The 15,221-nt window shown below is 66.9% G+C and carries 16 protein-coding genes and 1 tRNA gene; 8 read left to right on the top strand and 9 right to left on the bottom strand.

The genetic code is table 11. The features are described from left to right. The first annotated feature begins 127 nt into the window (after window positions 1–127). A complete protein-coding gene (locus ACFW0H_RS08970; protein ID WP_422913541.1) occupies window positions 128–1,483 on the top strand; it encodes a 3-oxoacyl-ACP reductase in 1,356 nt (451 codons plus the stop codon). 159 nt (window positions 1,484–1,642) lie between these two features. On the opposite strand, the gene ACFW0H_RS08965 is transcribed toward ACFW0H_RS08970, so the two are convergent. Then, entirely contained in the window at window positions 1,643–2,641 is a 999-nt protein-coding gene (locus tag ACFW0H_RS08965; protein ID WP_422913583.1) for an AraC family transcriptional regulator, read from the bottom strand. A 172-nt stretch (window positions 2,642–2,813) separates the two neighbouring features. Here ACFW0H_RS08965 and ACFW0H_RS08960 point away from each other — a divergent pair, with 172 nt between their 5' ends. From ACFW0H_RS08960 to ACFW0H_RS08930, 7 genes are all read left to right on the top strand, one after another. Next, window positions 2,814–3,668: a MaoC family dehydratase gene (locus ACFW0H_RS08960; RefSeq protein ID WP_422913540.1), complete on the top strand. Its 855-nt coding sequence runs from the start codon at window positions 2,814–2,816 to the stop codon at window positions 3,666–3,668. A 53-nt stretch (window positions 3,669–3,721) separates the two neighbouring features. Further along, complete coding sequence (locus ACFW0H_RS08955) at window positions 3,722–4,024, top strand: MazG-like family protein (RefSeq protein ID WP_422913539.1); 303 nt, start codon at window positions 3,722–3,724, stop codon at window positions 4,022–4,024. Continuing rightward, complete coding sequence (locus tag ACFW0H_RS08950; protein ID WP_422913538.1) at window positions 4,021–4,770, top strand: methyltransferase domain-containing protein; 750 nt, start codon at window positions 4,021–4,023, stop codon at window positions 4,768–4,770. The genes ACFW0H_RS08955 and ACFW0H_RS08950 overlap by 4 nt, the downstream gene beginning before the upstream one ends. Window positions 4,771–4,924: 154 nt before the next feature. Beyond that, window positions 4,925–5,524 (top strand): DUF4136 domain-containing protein, encoded by a 600-nt coding sequence (locus tag ACFW0H_RS08945; RefSeq protein ID WP_422913537.1) that lies wholly within the window; start codon window positions 4,925–4,927, stop codon window positions 5,522–5,524. Window positions 5,525–5,663: 139 nt separating this feature from the next. After that, window positions 5,664–6,224, top strand: coding sequence for a DUF4136 domain-containing protein (locus ACFW0H_RS08940; protein ID WP_422913536.1), 561 nt, complete (start codon window positions 5,664–5,666; stop codon window positions 6,222–6,224). A gap of 7 nt (window positions 6,225–6,231) precedes the next feature. Continuing rightward, window positions 6,232–6,729: a GNAT family N-acetyltransferase gene (locus ACFW0H_RS08935; protein WP_422913535.1), complete on the top strand. Its 498-nt coding sequence runs from the start codon at window positions 6,232–6,234 to the stop codon at window positions 6,727–6,729. A 163-nt stretch (window positions 6,730–6,892) separates the two neighbouring features. Next, complete coding sequence (locus tag ACFW0H_RS08930) at window positions 6,893–7,360, top strand: aminoacyl-tRNA deacylase (RefSeq protein WP_422913534.1); 468 nt, start codon at window positions 6,893–6,895, stop codon at window positions 7,358–7,360. A gap of 260 nt (window positions 7,361–7,620) precedes the next feature. Here the strand turns inward: ACFW0H_RS08930 and ACFW0H_RS08925 are convergent, their stop codons facing one another. The 8 genes from ACFW0H_RS08925 to fdxH all read right to left on the bottom strand — a co-directional run bounded on the left by ACFW0H_RS08925 (window position 7,621) and on the right by fdxH (window position 15,219). Beyond that, window positions 7,621–8,073: a hypothetical protein gene (locus ACFW0H_RS08925; protein WP_422913533.1), complete on the bottom strand. Its 453-nt coding sequence runs from the start codon at window positions 8,071–8,073 to the stop codon at window positions 7,621–7,623. 195 nt (window positions 8,074–8,268) lie between these two features. Next, entirely contained in the window at window positions 8,269–8,553 is a 285-nt protein-coding gene (locus ACFW0H_RS08920) for a hypothetical protein (RefSeq protein ID WP_422913532.1), read from the bottom strand. Between the two features lie 489 nt (window positions 8,554–9,042). Next, a tRNA-Sec gene (locus ACFW0H_RS08915) sits at window positions 9,043–9,138 on the bottom strand. Window positions 9,139–9,149: 11 nt separating this feature from the next. Continuing rightward, window positions 9,150–11,069: a selenocysteine-specific translation elongation factor gene (gene selB / locus ACFW0H_RS08910; RefSeq protein ID WP_422913531.1), complete on the bottom strand. Its 1,920-nt coding sequence runs from the start codon at window positions 11,067–11,069 to the stop codon at window positions 9,150–9,152. Beyond that, window positions 11,066–12,472 carry an L-seryl-tRNA(Sec) selenium transferase gene (gene selA / locus ACFW0H_RS08905; protein ID WP_422913530.1) on the bottom strand — a complete coding sequence of 469 codons (1,407 nt, stop codon included), beginning with the start codon at window positions 12,470–12,472 and terminating at the stop codon, window positions 11,066–11,068. Before selA ends, selB begins: the two co-directional genes overlap by 4 nt. 49 nt (window positions 12,473–12,521) lie before the next feature. Beyond that, window positions 12,522–13,451 carry a formate dehydrogenase accessory protein FdhE gene (gene fdhE / locus ACFW0H_RS08900; RefSeq protein WP_422913529.1) on the bottom strand — a complete coding sequence of 310 codons (930 nt, stop codon included), beginning with the start codon at window positions 13,449–13,451 and terminating at the stop codon, window positions 12,522–12,524. Between the two features lie 162 nt (window positions 13,452–13,613). Continuing rightward, window positions 13,614–14,243: a formate dehydrogenase subunit gamma gene (locus ACFW0H_RS08895; RefSeq protein WP_422913528.1), complete on the bottom strand. Its 630-nt coding sequence runs from the start codon at window positions 14,241–14,243 to the stop codon at window positions 13,614–13,616. Between the two features lie 70 nt (window positions 14,244–14,313). Further along, the gene (fdxH, locus tag ACFW0H_RS08890) at window positions 14,314–15,219 is read right to left on the bottom strand and encodes a formate dehydrogenase subunit beta (protein WP_422913527.1); all 906 of its coding nucleotides are present in this window, start codon (window positions 15,217–15,219) and stop codon (window positions 14,314–14,316) included. Window positions 15,220–15,221 lie beyond the last annotated feature (2 nt).

The raw sequence follows: 15,221 nt of genomic DNA, 5'->3' as shown, positions 1-15,221 counted from the left end.
TCGGGTACAAGACTAGACGCCTGGATTGGCCGCCCCGACGGCCGGCAGGTCAGCGCGGTCAATTGCGTGCAACCGCCGTGTGCGTAGAGTGGGCCCGGGTTCTAACGAGCAGCAGGAGCGCAACCCCATGAACGACCGTTACCTCGCCTTCGCCAACTCCAACACCGGCCGGCGCCTGGTGGGTGCCCTCGGCCTGCCGGCGCCGGTACGCCTGGAGCGATGGATGGCGGGCCGCGCACGGCCGGTGGACGGCGCCCTGCTGATCGGTGGCCAGGGCGCCCTCGCCGAGGCGGCGAGCGCGGTGCTGAACAAACTCACCGACCAGAATTTCGCCTTTGATGAAGGCCGCTTCGGCCTGCCGCGCTGGACCGCCGAACACGGCCCTAAACTCAAGGCACTGATTTACGACGCCAGCCACATCACCCGCTTCGAGCAACTGATCGAATTGCGCGACTTCTTCCAGCCGACCATGAGAGGCCTGGGCAAATGCCCGAAAGTGGTGGTGCTGGCCCGCGCCCCGGAATCCCTGGACGACCTGGTGGCCGCCAGCGTGCAGCGCGCCCTGGAGGGCTTCACCCGCTCCCTGGGCAAGGAAATCCGCCGGGGCGGCAGCGTGCAGCTGGTCTACGTCGGCCAAGGTGCCGAGCACCAGTTGGAAGGCATGCTGCGCTTTTTCCTCTCGCCCAAGAGCGCCTACGTGTCGGCCCAGGTGCTGCGCCTGACAGCCTGCGCCGAGCGCGTGCAGGACTGGACGCGCCCGCTGGCCGGCAAGCGCGCCCTGGTCACCGGCGCCTCCCGCGGCATTGGCGCCGCCATCGCCGAGACCCTGGCCCGTGACGGCGCCGAGGTGGTCCTGCTGGATGTGCCCCAGGCCAAGGACGTCCTCGACGGCCTGGCCGCGCGCCTGGGCGGTCGTGGCCTGGCCATGGACATCACCGCCGAAGGCGCCGCCAGCCAACTGGTGGCGGCCCTGGCGGACGGCGTGGATATCCTGGTGCACAACGCCGGCATCACCCGCGACAAGACCCTGGCCAAGATGAACGACGAACTCTGGAATGCGGTGATCAACGTCAACCTGCGCGCCCCGCAGGTGCTCACCCAGGCCCTGCTGGATGCCGGCAAGCTGCACGACAACGGCCGCGTGGTACTGATCGCCTCCATCAGCGGCATTGCCGGCAACATGGGCCAGACCAACTACGCCGTGAGCAAGGCCGGGGTGATCGGCCTGGCGCAGAACTGGGCGCCGGCGCTGGCCAGGCGCGGCATCAGCATCAACGCCGTGGCGCCGGGCTTCATCGAAACCCAGATGACCGCCGCCATTCCCTTCACCATCCGCGAAGCCGGCCGGCGCATGAACTCCATGAACCAGGGCGGCCTGCCCCAGGACGTGGCCGAAGCCGTCGCCTGGTTCGCCCAACCCGGCTCCGGTGCGCTTACCGGGCAGGTGATGCGGGTGTGCGGGCAGAGTTTGTTGGGGGCTTGAGGCCAGTCCGCCCGGCTTGAATCAAATCCTTGTAGGGGCGAATTCATTCGCCAAGGGCAGCGCAGCTGCCCCCCATGGGCTCCGCAGGGCAGACCTTCGGCCTGCTTGGCGAATGAATTCGCCCCTACAAGAACAGTCACCCCTGCGGGCAACGAGGACTCAGCCCCCGCCCTTCCCCTTGCGCCGGAACTCCACCGGCGTCTCCCCCACCCAACGCTTGAACGCCCGGTAGAAGGTGCTGGGCTCGGAGAAACCGGTGCGTTCGACTATCACCTCGATGCGCTCGTCGGTCTTCAGCAGCAGTTCCTTGGCCAGCCGGCAGCGGTAGTCGGTGACCAGGTCGTTGAAGCGCACCCCGGCCATGGTCAAGCGCTCGCGCAGGCGGCGGGCCGGCATGTTCAGGCGGGCGGCCACCTGTTCCAGGGTGGCGCCGCCGTCCACCAGCAGCTCGCCGATCAGCTCCCGCACCTGGCGCACCAGATCCAGACGCTCCACCTCCGCCAGTTGGCGGCGGGCCAGGGATTCGTGCATCCGCAGCAGTTCCGGTGCGGCGTGGCGCGAGGGTTTGTCCAGCACATCGGCGTCGAAGATCAGCGCATAACGCGTGGCGCCCAGCGTCGCCGGGCAACCGTAGACCGTCCGGTAGCGCTCGGCGGGAGCCCCCTCGGCGTGCATGAGCTGCACTTCATGGGGCTTGAATTGGCCCTCGGTCAAGGCATGGAACAGGCGGATCACCGCACCGGCGAGCATTTCCGGGAAGTGCCGGTTGCTGCCGGGATGCTGGGCGAGGGAAAGCACCGCGCGCTCACCTTCCACGTCCAGCCTGGCGTTGAGGGTATCGGAGAGCAGGCGCACGTAGCGCAGGGCATGACGCAGCCCCTCGCCGAAGGTATTGCTGGAGAGGAACAGGTACTCGAGCAACAGCCCATGGAAGGCCGGCAGGTGGCCGGCCAGATAGAGGCCGATGTGTTCCTCGCCGCATTCGGCGGCGGCGGCTTTCCAGAACTGGGTTTGCGCAGCATGGGGAAAACGACCTGCGGGCAGCCCGCCTGGCGGCAGGCCCACGCGCACCAGCACCTTGTCCGGGTCGGTGCCGCTGGCACGCAGGGCGTCGATCACCGGGCGCATCAGTGCCACATCGTCGGTCAGATCACGCATCATTTTTGGAAGATTCTTATTGTCCGCGAGGCGCGGCCATCTTATTCAGCTTTGCTGCCGGCGCTCAAGGCCAGGCAATTGACTACCCTGCCATCGGCCTGGGACGGGCGGCCAATGTGACCCCGACACCAGTGGCTATGCTGAGCGCCATTCGCCGACAAGGAGATCAAGCATGGCCACCGACTGGCTCGACCTGCCCGCGTCCCCCGCCCTTCCCGGCCTGTTCGCCCGCGCCGCGGTGCGCCGTGGCACACGCGGCAAGACCCTGCCTGAACTGGGCGTACGCTGCCAGGTGAGCGTCGACCCCGGCCACCTGGAGCGCTACCGCACGGTCTGCGGCTTCCCCGGCAAGGGGCTGCTGCCGGCGACCTATCCACACATCCTCGCCTTCCCCCTGCAGATGCGCCTGCTCACCGCCCCGCGCTTCCCCTTCCCGCTGCTGGGCCTGGTGCACCTGGAAAACCGCATTCGCGTGCTGCGCCCCCTCGGCGGCCTCGGCCCCTTCACCGCCAGCGTGCAGGTGGACGACCTGCAGCCCCATGAAAAGGGCGCCACCTTCAGCCTGGTCACCCGCCTGGAAGACCTGCTCGGCCTGGTCTGGGAAGGCGACAGCCGCATCCTCTTCCGCGGTCTGCGCCTGTCTGGCCAGCCGGTGCCCCGGAGCGTTGAAGAAAGCCTGCCGCTGGACCATCTGGACCAGTGGTACGCTGCCGCCGACATCGGCCGGCATTACGCCCGCGTGGCCGGCGACTACAACCCCATCCACCTCTCGGCGGCCAGCGCGAAGCTGTTCGGCTTCCCCCGCGCCATCGCCCACGGCTTGTGGAACAAGGCGCGCTGCCTGGCCGCCCTGGAAAGCCGCCTGCCCGCCGCCGGCTACGAGGTGGACGTGCGCTTCCAGAAGCCCGTGCTGCTACCCGGCGAGGTCACCCTGCTGGCCAGCGCAGCCGCGCCTGCCGGCCGGCTCGTCCTGCGTGGCAAGGACGACACCCCGCACATGACCGGCGGCTGGCAGCCCCTCGCCTGACCCTTGCGTCGATGAACCGCCGGCGGGACGATATGCGGCTCAAGGAGAGCCTCATGAACCTCGACGAAATCACCGCCCGCCTGCACGCCATCCGCGACCAGAACGACTGGCGGCAATTCCACAGCCCGAAGAACCTGGCCATGGCCGCCAGCGTGGAAATGGCCGAGCTGGTGGAAATCTTCCAGTGGCTGAGCGAAGACCAGTCACGCCAGTTGCCCCCGGAAAAACTCGCCCACGCCGGCCAGGAAGTGGGCGACATCGTCCTCTACCTCCTGCTGCTCTGTGCCGAACTGGGCCTGGACATGGACAAGGTGGTCCGCGCCAAGCTCGCCGACAGCGAAAGGCGCTTCACATGAGCGACCGTCACTTCGATGAACTGGCGACCCGCTTCGCCGAAAAGATCTATGGCGGCGCCAAGGGCGCCATCCGTCTCGCCGTGCTCCAGGCCGACCTCGCCGAAATCCTGCCCGACCGTCCGCTGCGGGTACTGGACGTCGGCGCCGGCCTTGGCCACATGGCCCTCTGGCTCGCCCAGCGCGGCCACCAGGTGACCCTCGCCGAACCGGCCGAGCCCATGCTCGAGGGCGCCCGCCAGCGTTTCGCCGAAGCCGGCCAGGCCGCCAGCTTCATCCAGGCGCCCTGGCAGGAGCTGCTCGGCCAGCTCACCGAACCCTACGACCTGGTGCTCTGCCACGCCGTGCTGGAATGGCTGGCCGACCCGCACGCCATCCTGCCCGTGCTGCACCAGCTCACCGCCAAGGACGGCCTGCTGTCCCTGGCCTTCTACAACAAGGACGCGCTGATCTACCGCAACCTGCTCAAGGGTCACTTCCGCAAACTGCGCAAACACAAGTTCGCCGGCGTTGGACAGAGCCTGACCCCACAGCAGCCGCTGGACCCGCGCGACCTGGCGGCGCAACTCGAAACCCACTGGCGGGTCGAAAAACAGAGCGGCGTGCGGGTGTTCCACGACTACATGCCCCAGGAGTTCCAGGCCAAGGCCGAGCTGGTGGATCTGCTGGAAATGGAGCTCGCCTACCGCCGCCATCCCAGCTACCAGGGGCTTGGTCGCTATTTGCACTGGATTTGCCGACCGCTCTGAAAACTTGTTCACGATCAGCTGCGCGTCGGAATAACTGCGTTGAAAATGGCTTCGGAATGCTCATTTACAACTCGTAAACTCCGCTTCCTCAGCCATTTTCGCCTTGTTCTTCTCTAGCTCGCGAGATCGTGAACAGGTTTTGAACGGAGGCCCCATGAAACTGCCCGCCCTGCTCGCCCTCGCGCTGCTGCTTGGCGCCTGCCAGAGCCCCAACCCCTACCTGTATCAATCCCGCCCGCTGCCGCCCGCCCCGGCGGGCGTGGCCGGCACCTTCGACGCCAGCGCCTATCCGGCACCACCGCGCGACTACGGCCGCTACCGCAGCTGGACCTGGCTCGATGGCCAGCTCCCCGCTGGCAACAACTGGGCCACCCCCGAGCAGATGGCCGACATGGTCAACTCCGGCCTCGACCAGCACGGCCTGCGCCAGGCCCGCAATCCCGCCCAGGCCGACCTCAAGGTCAGCGCCAGCCTGCGCTACGAAAGGCGCCTGCGGCAGTACGACGACTACGGCGGCGCCTACTACGGCAGTGGACCCTGGCACGACCAGTACGGCGCCTGGGCCACCGTGCCCATCGTGCGTACCTACGAGGAACAGGTGGCGGTGGTCTACCTGCAGTTCTACGACGCCCGCGACAACCAGCCGATCTGGAGCGGCAGCGGCGAGGCCGACGCCAATGGCGACCGCTCCGACAGCGTGGCCGCGCTGCGGACGGCGGTGAAGGAAGCGCTGGACGACTATCCGCCGGATTGAACGCGAAACCGCTCCCCTCGCTCGTCAAGGAGAGGGGCCGGGGGAGAGGGTGAAACCTCCCGCGCAGAGCCTCCAAATTCCCCTTGCCCACCGCCCTGCCTTGCGTTTCGATAATGATTCAGGCAGAGGAGATCCGATCATGATCCGCCGCACGCTACTCCTATCCACCGCCCTGCTCCTGGCCGCCTGCCAGAACTACGACGTCAACCGCGATTACGACAGCACCCGCGATTTCGCGGCCTATCGCAGCTGGAGCTGGAAGGAACCCGCCCTGCAGTACCGCCCCGACGATCCACGCATCAAGAGCGACCTCACCGAACGGCGCATCCGCGAAGCCGTCAGCCAGCAGCTCGACCAGCGCGGCCTGCGCGAGGCCGCCAGCGGCAAGGCCGACCTCAACGTCCAGTCCTGGCTGATCGTCGATGAACGCCAGCAGCAGACCAGCTACAACTACGGCGGTGGCTACTGGAACGGCTACTGGGGCGGTTACATGGGCGGCCCGCCCTATACCGAAACCCGCACCTACAACTACAAGGTCGCCACCATCCAGGTGGACATGTATGACGGCAAGGACGGCAAGCTGGTCTGGCGCGGCAGCGCCGAGCAGGTCCTGGCGAGCGCGCCGCCGAGCCCCGCCGATCGCGAAGCCTCGATTCGCGAGACGGTCACCAAGGTGATCCAACAGTACCCGCCCCGTTGAGGACTCCATGCCCGCTGCCCAGCCACAGCTTCAATACCGACCCGCCAGTGCCGAAGACCTTCACGATGTCATCCGCTTCCCCCAGGACGCGGACGAACTCTTCTTCGCCTACCCCAAGGCCAGTTGGCCGCTCACCGTCGGCCAACTCGCCGCCACCATGGCCGAACGCCGGGGCAGCACTGTCGCCCTGCTGGATGGCAAGGTCGCCGGCTTCGCCAATTTCTACCAATGGCAGCACGGCGAGTTCTGCGCCCTCGGCAACATGATGGTGGCGCCCTGGGCGCGCGGCCAGGGCGTGGCCCAGTACCTGATCGAGGCGATGGAGCGCCAGGCACGCGAGCAGTACAAGGCCAAGGTGATGAAGGTGTCCTGCTTCAACGCCAACGCCGGCGGCCTGCTGCTCTACAGCCGGCTCGGCTACCAGCCCCGCGCCATAGTCGAGCGCCAGGCCCAGGACGGTCGCCGCGTCGCCCTGGTGCAGATGGACAAGCCCCTGACGGATTGAACCGGTCGGCGCCTTGCGGCCCGGCGCCACACTCCCTCACTACACTTATCGACAAGGCACCGACACGCTTCGGTGCCGGGTGGGGAGCGGGATGCTCCTCCTTGTGTGCCGGCAACGCCGGCTTACCGGGAGCGACAAGCCGGCGCCTGGCAGGAGGTGTCCCATGACCATGATCACCCAACTGCAAAGCTGCCTCGCGCAGCACAAGACCCGCTTCGACGTGCTCAATCACACCGCCGCCATGACCACTCGCGAAGCCGCCCGCCGCGCCGGCGTACCGCCGCAGCAGATGGCCAAGCCGGTGATCCTCGACGACTTCCAGGGCCACTGGATGATGGCCGTGGTCCCCGCCTCGCGCCACGTCGACCTGGAAAAGGTCCACAGACTCACCCACCGCCACTGGCGCCTGGTACGTGAACAGGACTTCGGCAAACGCTTCGCCGACTGCGATATCGGCGCCATTCCCGCCGTGGGCAACCTCTTCGGTCTCGACACGCTGATCGACCAGTCCCTCAGCGAACAGTCCGACGTCTACTTCGAGTCCGGCCGCCACGACGAACTGGTGCACATGAGCGGCAAGCAGTACATGGCACTGATGCCCGACGCGAAAAGCGGAAGATTCTGCGAATAGCAGCAGCGATCTTCACCCACCTGTGGCAGCGGAATCATTCGCGCACAGGTGGAATTCAGCCGGGTAGGGTGGATAGCGCTTTTCTATCCACCGGCGAGGCCGTGCAATACACCGAGGGTGGAAATCCCCAAAGGGATTTCCACCCTACGTCCGGTTGACATGGAATCTCCCACACGTGGCAAGAGGGGATTTTCCGGCTCATTTCAAGCACGGTGCAGAGCGCAGGCCTTCCCGCAGGCAAGGGCCCTTTCGGCCCCCACCTAGCGGATATCGCCACAGAAAATATCGTAGTTACCGTCGGCCGGTGTCGTCCGGAGCACGAGGGAATAGTCTGACGAACGCAGCGTCGAGAGGGGAACCGGTGCGGCCTTCGACATTCGCCAGACATCGCCCCGCATGTGGCGTTCGGTGATCACCGTCCGGTTCAGCGCATAGGCTGGCGAGGCGCCCCGATTCGCGCAGGTTCCCGGATAGATGAAGGTGTAGAGACGGACAGGCCTGGTCGTGTAGGAAGGCACCCCGCCGATGACCAGCGAAATGCTCGTCTCATCGCCCCGCGGCACCAGCGTTGCCTGAGCGATTCGTCCAGCATTCCTCGGGGTGGCCTTCAACCTGACTTCGACCATATCTTTCCCGGTGTCGCCCGCCGGGCTCGCACAGGCGCAAAGGCCGACAGCGAGCATGATCAGTGCCAGGTATCTTGCTGCGTTCATCGCTGGCCTCCTGCGGTGAGAAGCGCCGTTGCAATGGTCGACTATTCACTATAAGGGCGGGCCCGGTGACCCGCGCACTGTCTCTGCCCAGCGGTCGCGGTGAACGGTGGCGCGAGCCACCTGCAGGGGTAAATTCACTCGCCGGGCAGTTCGTTGGAGGGGTCTGAGCCGCCAGCGGAGGCGAAAAAAGGGCTCTTAGGGCTTGTAGTGATTCTGCGCAACGCACCACTTGCTGGCCGGATCTTTCGACTGAGTGCAGGAGTTACGGAAGATGACCTGGGCGTGCTTCTGGCAATTGCGGAACTGCGAAGTGCCTTTCTCGTTCTTGCTGCAGACCGTGTCGAGGGCGATTTCGCCGTTACGTTCCTGCCAGTTCAGAAAGTAGTTATCACTGTCCTGCTTGGACTTGGCCGGCGCGGCAGCGAACGTCACGCCGGCCATGAGTACCAGCGCGCTCCCCAGTGCGAATCGGATGCTCATATCAACTCCTAATGGTCGCTTGCGCGTAATTGCGCCTTCTTGGAGGCGCTTTTTCTTATGCGGCAACACCTGTGCCGTGGTGGCAATTGAAGAACCAGCTAAATGCCAACTTAGTAGGCATCCCAACTATTGAAGCAATTGCCGGAGAAACTGCTGCGCATAGTGCTGAGCGCCCTTGCAGGCCGCAAGGGGTCTGGCCTTGGGCGTGCTGACCGTTCGTCGCAATACGCCAATGACAACGAATGGACACGGACGCGAACCGACTTCCTAGCCCGCGCAGGGGTTACCGAGTGGGAAGACGATCCGCAAGCACTCTGGGTTCTGGTCGAATATCCGGGCCAGCCTGCATCGCGCGCTCACGAGGCGTAGGGTGGACAGCGTTTTTCTGTCCACCTTGCGGAGTTCCAGGCCGTGGTGATGGTGGATAGAAGAGCGCTATTCCTCTACCGGGTTGAAAGCCCCGTGATCCGGGGCCTTCAGAGGGGGAATTGGCGGAAGGCAGTGGGAGTCGAACCCACCCAGGAACGGCTGCCGTCCCCCACCGGGTTTGAAGCCCGGCCACGCCACCGGGCGTGCTTGCCTTCCAGACTCATCGATCAGGGTGCCGGGCCGGGCGCCTGGGCCAGTGCCGAGTCTTCCCTGATCTTGCGTTGGTCGCCGATGCGGCGGGTGAAGCCGATGCGGTCGAAGTATTCCAGCAGCTGGATGCTGCGTTTGCGGCCGATCGCGATGCGGTCGCGCCAGGCGGCGGCGGTGATGGTACCGCTTTCATCCTGCAGTCGCCGGGCCAGTGTAGCCAGTTGGCGAATGGTCGCATCCGGGTAGAAGAGGTCTTTCACCACCTGGTGCAGCAGGCCGAGGCGGGCGAGTTTTCTTTCCAGCAGGCGCATGGCGCCCTCTTCCACCTTCAGTTCGGTCGCGAGTTCGCGGACCCAGGGCGGGTCGAAGCCGCCCGCTTCCAGCAGGGGCCAGATGCGTTCGCGCAGGGCTTCGTCGGCTTCGCTCAGTTGCACGCGGTGATCGGGCAGGTGTAGCCAGGGGCCGCTGGACTGCGCTGCGCCACTGGCGAGGAGTTGCTCCAGCAGGGCGATGAATACCGGCCGCTCCAGTTCGGGCAGGGCGTAGCGGCGCAGGCGGTCGCGGTCGGGGCCGAGTTCGTCCGGCAGCTCAGCGTGGAAGCGCGCCAGGCCGTCCAGCAGTTGCTGTTCCAGAGCCAGCCAGCGGTCCCCGGCAAACAGGCGCGGGCCGAGGCGGGTGTCGATCGCCCGCACATCAGCGGGCAGGCTCCAGCCGCTGCGCGGGCGGTTGAACTGGCGCTCCAGCAATTGCGGGTCAAGGCCGTTGGCGGCGCCGGTCAGCAACGCCGGCAGCGCAGGTTCCAGGCCGTTGCCACGCAGGGCTTCGAGTTGGCTCAGGCGCTCGGGCGTGCGGCGGTTGCGCGCGGGGGTGAAGGGGTCGAGCACCCGGCCGCCGCCAAGGGTGCGTTGGGCGGACTGGTCGCGCAGCACGAGGCGGTCGCCATGCACCGCATGGGCGGGGGCGTTCAGCAGCAATTGGGCGAAGCCGCGTCCTCCAGGGGCCAGGCTGTTGCTTTCCAGCAGGGCCACGCGGCCGGTGACGTCCTGGGCCCCCAGGTGGACGTGCACCGGCGTCCAGTGGACAAGATCGTGGGCTTCTCCGGGCAGAAGACGCAGGTCGATATCCAGTCGCGTGGTGGGCGCCAGCAGGGCCGGGGCCAGCAGCCAGTCTCCCCGGTGCAGGTGCTCCAGGGCCAGGCGGTCGCCGCTGATGTTCAGGGCCACCCGCTGCCCCGCCTGCGCTTCCTCGGCCTGCTGATTGCCGGCCTGCAGACCGCGCACGCGCACCGGGCGGCCCGAGGGGCCGAGGACCAGTTCGTCCCCTACCCTCACCCGCCCGGCGAAGGCCGTGCCAGTGACGACCACGCCAGCACCGGACACGCTGAAGGCGCGATCGATGGGCAGGCGGAAGTGGCCCTCGACAGCGCGTCGTTCGGCATGGGTGGACTCGGCCAGCAGGGCCTGGCGCAAGGCATCGACACCCTTGCCACTCAGGCTGTCCAACGGGAAGAGTTCGGCGCCTGCCAGCGGCCCCGGCGTCAGCAGTGCGGTGACTTCGGCGCGAGCCTGTTCGAGGCGCTGCCCATCCACGCGGTCGAGTTTGGTCAGGGCCACCAAGGCGCGGCGGATGCCGAGCAGTTCGGCGATGGCAAGGTGCTCGCGGGTCTGCGGCATGACGCCGTCGTCGGCGGCGACTACCAGCAGCAGCAGGTCGATGCCGCAGGCGCCGGCCAGCATGTTGTGGACGAAGCGTTCGTGGCCCGGCACATCGATGAAGGCGATGGTCTTGCCGTCGCCCAGGTCGGCATGCAGGTAGCCGAGGTCGATGGTGATGCCCCGTTCGCGCTCGGCCGGTCGGCGGTCGCCCTCCTGGCCGGTAAGGGCTTTCAGCAGGGAGGTCTTGCCATGGTCGATATGGCCTGCGGTGCCGACTATCACTCGATCTCTCCCGCGAGCTGCGGCAGTTGGGCGAGGAAGGCCGGCTCGTCGTCGAGTTGGCGCAGGTCGAGCCACAGGGCGTCGTCGTCGAGACGACCGATCACCGGGATGGGCAAGGTGCGCAGGTTTTCTTCCAGCTGGCGCAGCGCGCGGCCGCGCAGGCGCTTGGGTTGTTGCGGGCGCAGGCACAGTGCGGCGCTGGGCAGGCGCGCCACGGGCTGGGCGCCGCTGCCGATCATGCCGAGGGCCGGCACCATGCTCACCTGCCAGGCGCCCCCCAGTTGTGCGGCCAGCAGTGGCGCCAGGCGCGCGGCCTGGGCCTGGATGTCGGCCTGCGGGCGGCTGAGCAGGCGCAGGGTGGGGAGGCGCTCGGCCAGGCGTTCCGGATCGCGGTAGAGGCCGAGCACGGCTTCGAGGGCGGCGAGGGTCAGCTTGTCTACCCGCAGGGCGCGCTTGAGGGGGTTCTTCTTGATCCGCGCGATGAGTTCGCGGTTGCCGAGGATCAACCCGGCCTGGGGCCCGCCCAGCAGCTTGTCGCCGCTGAAGGTGACGATATCAGCGCCGTCGCCCAGGGCTTCCTGCACCGTCGGCTCCTTGGGCAGGCCCCAGCGGGTGAGGTCCACCAGCGTGCCGCTGCCGAGGTCTTCCAGCAGCGGCAGGCCGTGGGCATGGGCAATGGCCGCCAGATCCGCCGTGGGTACGCTGGCGGTAAAGCCCTGCACGCTGTAGTTGCTGGTGTGTACGCGCATCAGCAGGCCCGAGCGCGGGCCGATGGCCGCTTCGTAATCCCTGGCGTGGGTGCGGTTGGTGGTGCCCACTTCCACCAGCTTCACGCCGGCGCGGGCCATGATGTCGGGGATGCGGAAGGCGCCGCCGATCTCGATCAGTTCGCCCCGGGAGATGATCCCTTCCTTGCGCGCGCCGAGGCTGTTCAACGCCAGCAGCACGGCGGCGGCGTTGTTGTTGACCACGGTGACCGCTTCGGCGCCGGTGAGCTCGCGGACCAACCCGGTGATGAGGTCGTCGCGGTCGCCGCGCTTGCCGCTGGCAAGGTCGAATTCCAGGTTGAGCGGGTAGCGCGCGGCGAGGGTGACGGCGTCGATGGCCTCACTCGGCAACAAGGCGCGGCCGAGGTTGGTGTGCAACACGGTACCGGTGAGATTGAACACGCGACGCACGCGGCTTGAATGGGTGGCGGCGAGGCGTTCGCCGGCGCGACCGGCGAGCACGGCCTCGGTCAGTTCGACGGCGGCCAACTGGCCCAGGCGCGCGGGTTCGCGCAGTTCATCGAGCAGGTCGCGCAGGGTCTTGAGCAGGGCTTCGCGGCCGTAACGCTGTTGCAGAGGAGCGCAGGCCGGGCTGCGCAGCAGGCGGTCAACGGAAGGCAAACGAGCAGCCGACATGGGCATTCCTTAGCGCAGAGCGATCGTGTCCTTGGATAAGTCTAGGTGCTTACTCCGCCCCGGGGGCCAGCAACAGGTTCGGCGCACGGCGCAGGTAGCCTTCCTCGGCCAGACGCAGGTCGAGGTCGAGGCTGGCCAGGTCATCGGCCTGGGCTTCGGCCTCGGCGTCGAACTCCAGGTAGCACTGCTTGAGGTAGCCTTGGCAGTTGGGGCAAGCCTCGGCGCGGATGGGCGCCTCTTCGGCCTTCAGGCCGTCGCGTTCCACGGAAAGGTAGGCCAGGTGCTTGCCCTCCTGGCAGTGGCTGCACTTAAGGCGCACGTAATGCCATTCGCAGGAGCACAGGGAGCAGGCGAGGTAACGCAAGCCAGCCTGCTTGCCGCGATGGCGGACCATGCCACTGACCGGGGGTGAACCACAGGCCGGACAGAGGACCTTGGCCTCGGTTTCCACTACCGCGCCTTCCGGCAGGGCCAGCAGCCAATGGCTGAAGGCGACCTGCAAGGCGGCGCCGAGGAAAGGCGCCAGGGCGGGGGGCAGCAGGTCGAACTGGCCACTGAGCAGGGCCACGCCCCAGGCCTTGCGTGGCGCGGCGTCGGCTGACTTCAGCTGGCGCGCGGCATCGGCCACGGCAGGGTTTGTGGGCGTAGTGAGGCGGGCCAGGAGTGTGTCGAGGGCGGGAAGCCAGCCATCGGCGCGCACCAGGGCTTCGAACGCGATGGGCGGCATGCCGTGCTCGCGGCTGCGGGCCAGGGCTTCGGGAGCCGGGCCGGGCAATTGCGGCGGGTTGTCGAGCACCTGTTGCTGGGCGTCACAAAGGTCGGCGACCAGGTGCAGGTAGCCGGCCAGCGGGTGGCCTTCGGCAAGCCGGCGCAGGCGTGCGGCACGCACCTTGAACAGGTCGCGGCCGGGCAGGTTGAGGAAAGGCGGGATGTTGGCGGCGGCTTCGATTTCGCCGGGTTCGAGTATGCGGCCTGGCACGCAGGGCTCCTTGTGTCCGAGATAGGTGTAGGGGCGAATTCATTCGCCAAGGGCAGCGTAGCTGCCCCCTATGGGGTCGTAAGGCAGTCCTGCGGACTGCTTGGCGAATGAATTCGCCCCTACAGGTAAAGGTCCCCCCTTTCCTCCAGTGGGTCATTGGGCTCAGCGCTTGCCCTCCCCTTTGCTGACCTGCTTGTACCAGGCGCCATGGTGCTTGCGTGCCCAGGCCTTGCTCACCCAACCGTGAAGCATGGCGCTGACGGAGCCCTTGACCCAGATGCCGGCGTAGATATGGACGATGATGCTGAGGATCAGCACCCAGGCGGCGAAGGCGTGCAGCAGGGCGGCGAGGCGGATGAGTTCGATGCCGAACAGGTGGCTGAAGTACTGCCGCCAGATCACCACACCGGTAACCAGCAGCGCCAGCATGCACAGCAGCAGGACCCAGAACAGCATCTTCTGCCCGGCGTTGTAGCGGCCCACTTCCGGCAGCTTGTCCTCGCGGTTGTTCACCACGTCCTTCCACTGCTTCAGCCATTGGCTGTCGGACTGTTCCCAGCGGTTGTGCCGGGCGAAGCGCATGGCCAGCGCGATGAAGAAGAGGAACATGGCCACACCGAGGAATGGATGCAGGATGCGTGTCCACGGGCCGCCGCCGAAGAAGTTGCTCAGCCAGAACAGGGACGGGTGGAACAGCGCCAGGCCGGAGAGTCCGGCCAGGAAGAAGAGGATGGCCACCGCCCAGTGGTTGCTGCGTTCGGCGGGGGTGTAGCGTTCGATGTCTTTGTTCATCTCGGGCTCCATTGCTGGGGCGGACTTCCCTCACCCCGGCCCTCTCCCAGAGGGAGAGGGCGCGTTTGTCTCAACTCGGTGCCTTGGGATCGGCTTTGCGCTCAGCCGCGCCAGAAAGCGGGGGTTCGTCTTCCTCCACCTTGTTCGGGCCGACCCGCACGTAGTGGAAGAAGCCGAACAACGCCACCACGCCCATGCCCAGCAGACCCAGCGGCTTGGTCACGCCCTTCCACAGGCTGACCATGGGGCTGATGCTCGGATCGTCCGGCAGGCCGGCGTAGAGCGAGGGCTTGTCGGCGTGGTGCAGCACGTACATGACGTGGGTGCCGCCAACGCCCGGCGGGTCATACAGCCCGGCGTTCTCGAAGCCGCGGGACTTGAGGTCGACGATGCGTTCAGCGGCGTGCTCCTTCATGTCCTCCTTGGTGCCGAAGACGATGGCGCCAGTGGGACAGGTCTTCACGCAGGCCGGCTCCAGGCCAACCGAGACACGGTCGGAACAGAGGGTGCACTTATAGGCCTTGTGGTCCCGTTGCGAGATCCGCGGGATGTTGAACGGGCAGCCGGTGATGCAGTAGCCGCAGCCGATGCACTTGTCCTGGTCGAAATCGACGATGCCGTTGGCGTACTTCACGATGGCGCCAGGGCTCGGGCAGGCCGCCAGGCAGCCCGGGTCCTCGCAGTGCATGCAGCCGTCCTTGCGGATCAGCCATTCCAGCTTGCCCGCCTCCGGTTCGTACTCGGTGAAACGCATGAGGGTCCAGGAGTCGGCCGAGAGGTCCGCCGGGTTGTCGTAGGCGCCGTGGTTATGGCCGACCTCGTCACGCAGGTCGTTCCACTCCGAGCAGGCCACCTGGCAGGCCTTGCAGCCGATGCACTTGGACACGTCTATGAGTTTCGCCACCTCATCCATCTCGCGCACCGAGGGGTATGGGGTGGTGGTGGCGGAGCGGGCGATGATGTCTTGGGATGCCATGG

It is taken from the genome of Metapseudomonas cellulosilytica (genome assembly GCF_049334135.1).
In the GTDB taxonomy this organism is placed as follows: Bacteria; Pseudomonadota; Gammaproteobacteria; order Pseudomonadales; family Pseudomonadaceae; genus Metapseudomonas.
The sequence above is the reverse complement of the archived record's forward strand: the minus strand, read 5'-3'. Positions and strand labels throughout refer to the sequence as shown.

Excerpts from the sequence above, each read along its gene's own strand:
- ACFW0H_RS08970 (WP_422913541.1), top strand. The coding sequence starts at position 128 with ATGAACGACCGTTACCTCGCCTTCGCCAACTCCAACACCGGCCGGCGC.
- ACFW0H_RS08965 (WP_422913583.1), bottom strand. The coding sequence starts at position 2,641 with ATGCGTGATCTGACCGACGATGTGGCACTGATGCGCCCGGTGATCGAC.
- ACFW0H_RS08960 (WP_422913540.1), top strand. The coding sequence starts at position 2,814 with ATGGCCACCGACTGGCTCGACCTGCCCGCGTCCCCCGCCCTTCCCGGC.
- ACFW0H_RS08955 (WP_422913539.1), top strand. The coding sequence starts at position 3,722 with ATGAACCTCGACGAAATCACCGCCCGCCTGCACGCCATCCGCGACCAG.
- ACFW0H_RS08950 (WP_422913538.1), top strand. The coding sequence starts at position 4,021 with ATGAGCGACCGTCACTTCGATGAACTGGCGACCCGCTTCGCCGAAAAG.
- ACFW0H_RS08945 (WP_422913537.1), top strand. The coding sequence starts at position 4,925 with ATGAAACTGCCCGCCCTGCTCGCCCTCGCGCTGCTGCTTGGCGCCTGC.
- ACFW0H_RS08940 (WP_422913536.1), top strand. The coding sequence starts at position 5,664 with ATGATCCGCCGCACGCTACTCCTATCCACCGCCCTGCTCCTGGCCGCC.
- ACFW0H_RS08935 (WP_422913535.1), top strand. The coding sequence starts at position 6,232 with ATGCCCGCTGCCCAGCCACAGCTTCAATACCGACCCGCCAGTGCCGAA.
- ACFW0H_RS08930 (WP_422913534.1), top strand. The coding sequence starts at position 6,893 with ATGACCATGATCACCCAACTGCAAAGCTGCCTCGCGCAGCACAAGACC.
- ACFW0H_RS08925 (WP_422913533.1), bottom strand. The coding sequence starts at position 8,073 with ATGAACGCAGCAAGATACCTGGCACTGATCATGCTCGCTGTCGGCCTT.
- ACFW0H_RS08920 (WP_422913532.1), bottom strand. The coding sequence starts at position 8,553 with ATGAGCATCCGATTCGCACTGGGGAGCGCGCTGGTACTCATGGCCGGC.
- selA (WP_422913530.1), bottom strand. The coding sequence starts at position 12,472 with ATGTCGGCTGCTCGTTTGCCTTCCGTTGACCGCCTGCTGCGCAGCCCG.
- ACFW0H_RS08895 (WP_422913528.1), bottom strand. The coding sequence starts at position 14,243 with ATGAACAAAGACATCGAACGCTACACCCCCGCCGAACGCAGCAACCAC.
- fdxH (WP_422913527.1), bottom strand. The coding sequence starts at position 15,219 with ATGGCATCCCAAGACATCATCGCCCGCTCCGCCACCACCACCCCATAC.